This window comes from Pseudomonas sp. P5_A2_2 (assembly GCF_054177685.1).
In genome coordinates this window covers 1-9,023 of sequence record NZ_JBGCUL010000120.1, presented here as the reverse complement: position 1 = coordinate 9,023, position 9,023 = coordinate 1, and the positions used below count along the sequence as shown (strand labels likewise).

Here is a 9,023-nt window from a genome sequence, read left to right as displayed (position 1 = left end):
AAGCGCTCCACCAGTTCGGCGCTCAAGGGCGGCGAGCGGTGGTGATGGCTTTCCCACCACGGCCGCACATGCCGCACGAACTGCCGACGCTGCACGTCCGTCGCCTGGTGCCACAAGCGGCTGATGTGTGCCCGCACCGTGTTCAGTGGCCCCTGCCAGTCGACACCCTGGGCGATGGCGTCCCGACAGTGCCGACGCAGTTCACGCATCAACTGGCGAGGTGTACGGATGTGCTGATCCTGCGCGAGAAAATCCACCCAGGCCGGTGGCTGGCGACGTACATGGGGGCGCAGGCCATGGCGGGAAAACACTTCGATGGGCCCACGATGCCCGGCCTGATCCAGGGACACCACGGCGTCGACCATGGTCAGGCCAGAGCCGATGATCATGACCGTCGATTGCGGGTCGAGTCGCTGCATAGCCCCCACGTCCCATGGATCAAGGGCTGCAGCGTTCAAACCACAAGATCGGGTTTGTGGCGTGCGCGCAGCGGGAAACACCCCCGTGGCCAAGACCGCAAAAGCGCCCTGCAAGCTTCGGCCATCACTCAAGGTCAACCGCACTACGTCTGCATCGGCTTGCAAATCGACCACTTCGGCCTGCACATGCTCGACCGTCGAACCGTTCAATGCGCCCAGTGCCTGCGCGTCTGCCAGGCGCTGCCGGGCGTACAGGCCAAAAATTCCCCGTGGCGCAAACAGCTCGCTGACCGGCACGTGCTGCTGATCCGATTCCGGCCAGCCGCCCGCCTCGATGTACTCGGTCAGCCATTGGGTAAAATCGTCGGCGTTGTCCGGGTCGAGACTCACCCGCGCCGCGTTGCCGTTGAGCGTATGGCCCAGTTCCACCGCGCTGTAGGCTTCGCCCCGCCCCAACTCGGTCCGGGGCTCGATCACCAGCACCCGGCGCCGGCCCGGCAAACGCATCAACTGCGCCGCCAGCATCGCGCCACTGAGGCCACCGCCGACAATCAGGATGTCAGCGTCATTGGTCAAGGTCTGGTCCATCGTGCTCTCCCTGTTCAGATCACCACATTACGCACAAACCGCGCCGCCACCGCCCCGTCATTGCGATAACAGTGCGGCTGGTTGCTGGCGAACATGAAGAATTCACCCGCGGCGATATGCTGTGGCTGGTCGCCGAGCATAACGGTCAGGCAACCTTCGAAGACATAAATCTGCTCGCTCCAGCCATCGGCGTCCGGCTCCGACGGATACACCTCGCCCGGTTGCAGGCACCACTCCCACTGCTCGACTTCGCGGCTGGCCTGGGCCTTGGAGAGCAACACCGCTTTGCTGCCGGGGATCGTGCCGGTCCAGGCCAGTTCATTGATACGGCCGGGATCTCGGGCGTCGGGGGCCTGGATCAAATCACTGAAGGCAACGCCGAGGGCTTCGGCCACCCGGTCGAGGGTGGTCAGGCTGACGTTCTTTTCCCCCGCCTCGATCGCCACCAGCATTCGACGGCTGACACCGGACTTTTCCGCCAGCGCGCTCTGGCTCAGGTCGGCGGCATGCCGCAAACGACGGACGTTTTGGCTGACGTGCTGGAGGACCGAAGCCCGTTGGGTAGAATCTTTGTGCACTATATTGCTCACTGGGTGGGGTTGGGCAGTATACTGCGCAACATTCGGCGCATTGTGCGTCCCCCTCAAGTAGCGTGCAAGGTCATGACGTCGGTGAACTCCCCAAAGGCTGCCTCCCGTTTCACAAGGTTCAGCAAGGCCGAATGCGTGCTGGTGCTGATCACGATGGTCTGGGGCGGTACCTTCCTGTTGGTACAGCATGCGATGACCGTCAGCGGCCCGATGTTTTTCGTCGGCCTGCGCTTTGCCGCCGCCGCTGGCATCGTCGCCCTGTTTTCCTGGCGTCAACTGCGCGACCTGACCTTGTTCGAACTCAAGGCCGGGGCATTTATCGGCGTGGCGATCATGCTCGGCTACGGCTTGCAGACGGTCGGGCTGCAAAGCATTCCCAGCAGCCAGTCGGCATTCATTACCGCGCTGTATGTCCCTTTCGTGCCGTTGCTGCAATGGCTGGTGCTGGGGCGGCGACCGGGATTGATGCCCAGCATCGGCATCATGCTGGCCTTTACCGGGTTGATGCTGTTGTCCGGGCCGTCCGGTGCGTCGTTCAACTTCAGCCCCGGTGAAATCGCTACCTTGATCAGCGCCGTGGCCATTGCGGCCGAGATCATCCTGATCAGCACCTATGCCGGCCAGGTCGATGTACGCCGGGTGACGGCGGTGCAGCTGGCGGTGACTTCGGTGCTGTCGTTCCTGATGGTGGTGCCGACCAGCGAGGCGATACCGGATTTCTCGTGGTTGCTGCTGTGTAGCGCGCTGGGCCTTGGGGCGGCGAGTGCGGCGATTCAGGTGGCGATGAACTGGGCACAGAAAAGCGTGTCACCGACCCGCGCCACGCTGATCTATGCCGGTGAGCCGGTATGGGCCGGGATTGTCGGGCGCATCGCCGGGGAACGCCTGCCGGCGATTGCCCTGCTCGGGGCCGGGTTGATTGTGGCGGCGGTGATAGTCAGTGAGTTGAAGACCAAGGGTAAGGCTGCGACGGCTGAGGAAGAGTTGGAAGAGGAAACTCAGCGATAAACCGCGGATTCTGCATTACCTGATAGGCCGCCATCGCGAGCAAGCTCGCTCCCACAGTGTTTTGTATTGCGCACAAAACTGTATGTACACCTCAAAACCTGTGGGAGCGAGCTTGCTCGCGATGGCGTCAGCACAGGCGAAAACCCTCTACCAGAAACAATCTGAATCAGGGCTTTTCCGTCTACCGTGTAGGATTCTGCGACAGCTTGGCGTTTGGTGATCCGGGAGCTGGCACGTATGATGCTTCACAAACTTCCGCAGATTAGAAGCCTATGTCCCTGATAGTTCTACTGCTTCTGCCTTTCATAGGCAGCTGTTTGGCGGCCGTGTTGCCGCACAACGCCCGTAACGCCGAATCCCTGCTGGCTGGCCTGATCGCCCTGATCGGTACCCTTCAGGTCGCATTCCTGTACCCGCAGATCGCCCATGGCGGCGTCATTCGCGAAGAGTTTCTCTGGTTGCCCAGCCTGGGCCTGAACTTCGTCCTGCGCATGGACGGTTTCGCCTGGCTGTTCTCCATGCTGGTGCTGGGCATCGGCACCCTGGTTTCGTTGTACGCGCGCTACTACATGTCGCCGAACGATCCGGTGCCGCGTTTCTTCGCGTTTTTCCTGGCCTTCATGGGCGCCATGCTCGGGCTGGTGATTTCCGGCAACCTGATCCAGATCGTGTTTTTCTGGGAGCTGACCAGCCTCTTTTCGTTCCTGTTGATTGGCTACTGGCACCATCGCGCCGATGCCCGGCGCGGCGCCTACATGGCACTGATGGTGACCGGTGCGGGCGGTTTGTGCCTGCTGGCGGGGGTCATGCTGCTCGGCCATGTGGTCGGCAGCTATGACCTGGACAAGGTCCTGGCCGCCGGCGACCTGATTCGCGCCCATGCCCTCTACCCGATTCTATTGCCCCTGATCCTGATCGGCGCACTGAGCAAAAGCGCGCAATTTCCCTTCCATTTCTGGCTGCCCCACGCCATGGCCGCGCCGACCCCTGTGTCGGCGTACCTGCACTCGGCGACCATGGTCAAGGCCGGGGTGTTTCTGCTCGCGCGGCTATGGCCATCGCTCTCGGGTAGTGAACAATGGTTCTATATCGTCAGCGGCGCCGGCGCCTGCACCCTGTTGCTCGGGGCGTACTGCGCAATGTTCCAGAACGACCTCAAGGGCTTGCTGGCCTACTCGACCATCAGCCACCTCGGCCTGATCACCCTGCTGCTCGGCCTGAACAGTCCGCTGGCCGCCGTCGCCGCGGTGTTCCACATCCTCAACCATGCGACGTTCAAGGCCTCGCTGTTCATGGCCGCGGGCATCATCGACCACGAAAGTGGCACCCGCGACATCCGCAAGCTCAGTGGCCTGTACAAACTGATGCCGTTCACCGCCACCCTGGCCATGGTCGCCAGCGCCTCGATGGCCGGCGTACCGTTGCTCAACGGCTTCCTGTCCAAGGAAATGTTCTTCGCCGAAACCGTGTTCATCAATGCCACCCGCTGGGTCGAACTGAGCTTGCCGATCGTGGCAACCATTGCCGGTACCTTCAGCGTGGCTTACTCCCTGCGTTTCACCGTGGATGTGTTCTTCGGTCCGCCCGCGACCGACTTGCCCCACACGCCCCACGAGCCACCGCGCTGGATGCGCGCACCGGTCGAGTTGCTGGTGTTCACTTGCCTGGTGGTGGGGATCTTCCCGGCCCAGGTGGTCGGCCCACTGCTCGCGGCGGCGGCGCAACCGGTGGTCGGCGGCACGCTGCCCGAATACAGTCTGGCCATCTGGCACGGCCTGAACGCGCCGATGATCATGAGCCTGATCGCCTTGTCCTGCGGCACCGTGCTCTATCTGCTGCTGCGCAATCAATTCAAGCGCGGGCGCTTCAACCGCCCGCCCGTCGTCGGTCGCCTGGACGGCAAGCACCTGTTCGAATACGCGTTGGTCGCCAGCATGCGCCTGGCCCGGCGCCTGGAGCCGCGGATTGGCACCCGGCGCCTGCAAATGCAGTTGTTCCTGGTGGTGTTCGCCGCCGTGCTGGCCGGGTTGATTCCCATGTTGCACAGCAGCCTGCACTGGGGCGACCGGCCGAAAATCCCCGGGTCGATCGTCTTCGTCACCTTGTGGTTGCTGGCCATCGCCTGCGCCCTTGGCGCGGCCTATCAAGCCAAGTATCACCGGCTCGCGGCCCTGACCATGGTCAGCGTCTGCGGCCTGATGACCTGCGTCACTTTCGTCTGGTTTTCGGCGCCGGACCTGGCCCTGACCCAACTGGCGGTCGAAGTGGTGACCACGGTGCTGATCCTGCTGGGCCTGCGCTGGTTGCCACGACGGATCGAGGAGGTCTCGCCGTTGCCGGGCAGTCTGCGCCGGGCGCGGGTACGGCGGATCCGCGACTTGCTGCTGTCGACCGCGGTCGGTGTCGGCATGGCGTTGCTGGCCTACGCCATGCTGACGCGCCAGACCCCCAACGACATTTCCTCGTTCTACCTCAGCCGCGCCTTGCCCGAGGGCGGCGGCAGCAACGTGGTCAACGTGATGCTGGTGGACTTCCGTGGTTTCGACACCCTCGGTGAAATCACCGTGCTGGTGGCCGTGGCCCTGACCGTGTTCGCCCTGCTGCGCCGCTTCCGTCCGCCGAAAGAAAGCCTGCAACTGCCGGCCCAGCAACGCTTGCTCGCGCCGGATGTGGTCACCGACCTGGTCAACCCGCGTCACGCCAGCGACACCGCGCTCGGCTTCATGATGGTGCCGGCGGTGCTGGTGCGCCTGCTGTTGCCGGTGGCGCTGGTGGTGTCCTTCTACCTGTTCATGCGCGGGCACAATCAACCGGGCGGCGGTTTTGTCGCCGGGCTGGTGATGTCGGTGGCGTTCATCCTGCAATACATGGTCGCCGGCACGCAGTGGGTCGAGGCGCAGATGAGCCTGCGGCCACTGCGCTGGATGGGCACCGGACTGCTGATTGCCACAGCCACCGGGCTGGGTGCGATGCTGGTCGGCTATCCGTTCCTGACCACCCACACCTGGCATTTCTCGTTGCCGCTGCTGGGTGATATTCACCTGGCCAGCGCGCTGTTCTTCGACATCGGCGTGTACGGCGTGGTGGTCGGTTCGACCCTGTTGATCCTCACCGCCCTCGCCCACCAATCGGTACGGGGTCACAAAACCGCTGCCCAACCTAAATCCATTGCCATGAAGGAGGTCGTCTGATGGAAGAAGTCATCGCAATCGCCATCGGCGTGCTGGCCGCGTCCGGCGTCTGGCTGATCCTGCGCCCACGGACGTTCCAGGTGGTCATGGGCCTGTGCTTGCTGTCCTATGGCGTCAATCTGTTCATTTTCAGCATGGGCAGCCTGTTCATCGGCAAGGAACCGATCATCAAGGACGGCATCCCTCAGGACCTGTTGCATTACACCGACCCGTTGCCGCAAGCCCTGGTGCTGACGGCGATCGTCATCAGCTTCGCCATGACCGCGCTGTTCCTGGTGGTGCTGCTGGCCTCCCGGGGCCTGACCGGCACCGACCATGTGGATGGCCGGGAGCCCAGGGAATGATGGCGATGACCCACCTGATCGTCGCGCCCATCCTGCTGCCGTTGCTGACTGCCGCGATCATGCTGATGCTCGGTGAGAAGCACCGGCCGCTCAAGGCCAGGATCAATCTGTTCTCCAGCCTGCTCGGGCTGGGCATTGCCGTGGCATTGTGGCAATGGACGCAGACCACCGGCGTGCCCGGCTCCATCGGCGTGTACCTGCCGGGCAACTGGCAAGTGCCATTCGGCCTGGTGCTGGTGGTTGATCGCCTGTCGGCGCTGATGCTGGTGCTGACCGGCATCATCGGCGTCTGTGCCCTGCTGTTTGCCATGGCCCGCTGGGACGGCGCCGGTTCGAGTTTTCACGCGCTGTTCCAGATCCAGATGATGGGCCTTTACGGCGCGTTCCTCACYGCTGACCTGTTCAACCTGTTCGTGTTCTTCGAGGTGCTGCTGGCGGCGTCCTACGGGTTGATGCTCCACGGCTCGGGCCGGGCACGGGTGTCGTCGGGGCTGCATTACATCTCGATCAACCTGCTGGCCTCGTCGCTGTTCCTGATTGGTGCGGCGCTGATCTATGGCGTCACCGGCACGCTGAACATGGCCGACCTGGCGGTAAAGATCCCGCTGGTGTCCGCAGCCGATCGCGGCTTGCTGCACGCCGGCGCGGGGATTCTTGCCGTCGCGTTCCTGGCCAAGGCCGGCATGTGGCCGCTGAACTTCTGGCTGGTGCCAGCCTATTCGTCGGCCAGCGCGCCGGTGGCGGCGATGTTCGCGATCATGACCAAGGTCGGCGTCTACACCTTGCTGCGCCTGTGGACGCTGCTGTTCTCCGCCCAGGCCGGGGCATCGGCGTTCTATGGCGGTGAGTGGCTGATCTACGGCGGCATGGCGACCATCGTTTGCGCTGCCATGGCGATCCTCGCCGCACAACGCCTGGAGCGCATGGCCAGCCTGAGCATTCTGGTGTCGGCGGGCATTCTGTTGTCGACCATCGGTTTCGCCCAGCCGAACCTGGTCGGCGCGGCGCTGTTCTACCTGTTCAGCTCGACCCTGGCATTGAGCGCACTGTTCCTGCTGGCCGAACTGATCGAACGCTCGCGCTCGGCCAACGAAGTCCTGCTCGAAGATGAAACCGAACTGCTGCCCCGGCCACTGGAATCCCTGCATCCGCCCAAAGGCATCAACCTCGACGACGAACAAAAAGCCGTGGTCGGCCAGGTGATTCCCTGGACCATGGCGTTTCTTGGGCTGAGTTTCATCGCTTGCGCCTTGCTGATCATCGGCATGCCGCCGCTCTCCGGCTTTATCGGCAAACTCGGGTTGATCGGTGCCCTGCTCAATCCGCTGGGCCTGGGCAACAGCGGCGACACACCGGTTTCCAACGCCGCGTGGGGTCTGTTGGTGTTGTTGATTGTGTCCGGGCTGGCGTCACTGATCGCCTTCTCGCGTTTGGGCATCCAGCGCTTCTGGACGCCAGCGGAACGGCCATCGCCCCTGCTGCGACGCCTTGAATGCGTACCGATCCTCGCCCTGCTGGGCTTGAGCATTGCGCTGACCTTCAAGGCCGATCCGCTGCTGCGCTACACCCAGGCCGCCGCCGATGCCTTGTACAACCCGCAGCAGTATGTGATGGCGGTGCTCGACACGCGCGTCGTACCGAACCCGCCGGCCCATGCGACCACGCTGGAGGTGCAGCCATGAAGCGCCTGTTTCCGGCACCGCTGCTGTCGCTGGCCTTGTGGCTGCTGTGGTTGCTGCTGAACCTGTCGACCAGCCCCGGCAATCTGCTGCTGGGTGCGGTTCTGGGGTTTTGTGCGCCGCTGATGATGCGCAGGCTGCGTCCGCTGCCGGTGCGCATCCGTCGTCCCGGGGTGATCCTGCGCCTGGTCCTGCTGGTCGGGCGTGATGTGCTGGTGTCCAACCTCGCCGTGGCCTGGCGCGTACTCAATGCCGGTCGCCGCCCGCCCCGCTCGCGATTCATCAAGGTGCCGCTGGACTTGCGCGATGCCAATGGCCTGGCTGCTCTGTCGATGATCACCACGGTAGTGCCCGGTACGGTCTGGTCGGAGCTGGCGCTGGACCGCAGCATTCTGCTGTTGCACGTCTTCGACCTCGATGATGAGGCGCTGTTCATCCAGCACTTCAAGGCGACCTACGAACGTCCTTTGATGGAGATCTTCGAATGAGCCCGTTGCTGTCGAACGCGATCCTGCTGAGCCTGTTCTTCTTTTCTTTGGCGATGATCCTGACCCTGATCCGCCTGTTCAAGGGACCGTCGGCCCAGGACCGGGTTCTGGCACTGGACTACCTGTACATCGTCGCGATGCTGATGATGCTGGCGCTGGGTATCCGTTATGCCAGTGACACGTACTTCGAGGCGGCGCTGCTGATCGCCCTGTTCGGTTTCGTCGGCTCGTTCGCCCTGGCGAAATTCCTGCTGCGCGGTGAGGTGATCGAATGAATACGCCATTGTCGTTGTGGGTGGAAATCCCGGTGGCGATCCTGCTGGTGCTCGGCAGCCTGTTTGCATTGATCGGCGCCACGGGCCTGTTGTGCATGAAGGATTACTTCCAGCGCATGCACCCACCAGCCCTGGCCTCGACACTCGGGGCCTGGTGCGTGGCGCTGGCTTCGATCATCTACTTTTCGGCGCTCAAGTCCGCGCCGGTATTGCACGCCTGGCTGATTCCGATCCTGCTGGCGATTACCGTGCCGGTGACCACCTTGCTGCTGGCCCGGGCGGCGCTGTTTCGCAAACGCATGGCCGGGGATGATGTGCCGGCTGAAGTGAGCAGTCGGCGGAGTGAGAGCGGTAGTTAGGTCAAAGATTTGTTGTGCCTGGGCCGGCCTCATCGCGAGCAAGCTCGCTCCCACAGGGATTGCGCTGAACCCTGTGGGAGCG

At 63.3% G+C, this 9,023-nt stretch carries 9 protein-coding genes; 7 read left to right on the top strand and 2 right to left on the bottom strand.

Annotated elements, in window-relative coordinates:
• Positions 1 to 1,007, bottom strand: a 1,007-nt coding sequence (locus tag ACXRVY_RS10780; protein ID WP_458237369.1) for an FAD/NAD(P)-binding protein, incomplete at its 3' end; no start/stop codon positions are given.
• A gap of 14 nt (positions 1,008 to 1,021) precedes the next feature.
• Positions 1,022 to 1,585 (bottom strand): helix-turn-helix domain-containing protein, encoded by a 564-nt coding sequence (locus ACXRVY_RS10775; RefSeq protein WP_223463535.1) that lies wholly within the window; start codon positions 1,583 to 1,585, stop codon positions 1,022 to 1,024.
• Between ACXRVY_RS10775 and ACXRVY_RS10770 the strand changes: the two genes are divergently transcribed.
• The 7 genes from ACXRVY_RS10770 (at position 1,580) to ACXRVY_RS10740 (ending at position 8,941) form a co-directional block, all read left to right on the top strand.
• Positions 1,580 to 2,605 (top strand): DMT family transporter, encoded by a 1,026-nt coding sequence (locus ACXRVY_RS10770; RefSeq protein ID WP_223463534.1) that lies wholly within the window; start codon positions 1,580 to 1,582, stop codon positions 2,603 to 2,605. The genes ACXRVY_RS10775 and ACXRVY_RS10770 overlap by 6 nt on opposite strands.
• A gap of 272 nt (positions 2,606 to 2,877) precedes the next feature.
• Positions 2,878 to 5,796, top strand: a complete 2,919-nt coding sequence (locus ACXRVY_RS10765) for a monovalent cation/H+ antiporter subunit A (protein WP_223463533.1) — start codon at positions 2,878 to 2,880, stop codon at positions 5,794 to 5,796.
• Positions 5,796 to 6,140, top strand: coding sequence for a Na+/H+ antiporter subunit C (locus ACXRVY_RS10760; protein WP_008020558.1), 345 nt, complete (start codon positions 5,796 to 5,798; stop codon positions 6,138 to 6,140). Before ACXRVY_RS10765 ends, ACXRVY_RS10760 begins: the two co-directional genes overlap by 1 nt.
• Positions 6,137 to 7,822, top strand: coding sequence for a monovalent cation/H+ antiporter subunit D (locus ACXRVY_RS10755; protein ID WP_223463532.1), 1,686 nt, complete (start codon positions 6,137 to 6,139; stop codon positions 7,820 to 7,822). Before ACXRVY_RS10760 ends, ACXRVY_RS10755 begins: the two co-directional genes overlap by 4 nt.
• The gene (locus ACXRVY_RS10750; RefSeq protein WP_223463531.1) at positions 7,819 to 8,307 is read left to right on the top strand and encodes a Na+/H+ antiporter subunit E; all 489 of its coding nucleotides are present in this window, start codon (positions 7,819 to 7,821) and stop codon (positions 8,305 to 8,307) included. The genes ACXRVY_RS10755 and ACXRVY_RS10750 overlap by 4 nt, the downstream gene beginning before the upstream one ends.
• The gene (locus tag ACXRVY_RS10745) at positions 8,304 to 8,582 is read left to right on the top strand and encodes a K+/H+ antiporter subunit F (protein WP_007986253.1); all 279 of its coding nucleotides are present in this window, start codon (positions 8,304 to 8,306) and stop codon (positions 8,580 to 8,582) included. Before ACXRVY_RS10750 ends, ACXRVY_RS10745 begins: the two co-directional genes overlap by 4 nt.
• Positions 8,579 to 8,941 carry a Na+/H+ antiporter subunit G gene (locus ACXRVY_RS10740; protein ID WP_223463530.1) on the top strand — a complete coding sequence of 121 codons (363 nt, stop codon included), beginning with the start codon at positions 8,579 to 8,581 and terminating at the stop codon, positions 8,939 to 8,941. Before ACXRVY_RS10745 ends, ACXRVY_RS10740 begins: the two co-directional genes overlap by 4 nt.
• The last annotated feature ends 82 nt before the right edge of the window (positions 8,942 to 9,023 follow it).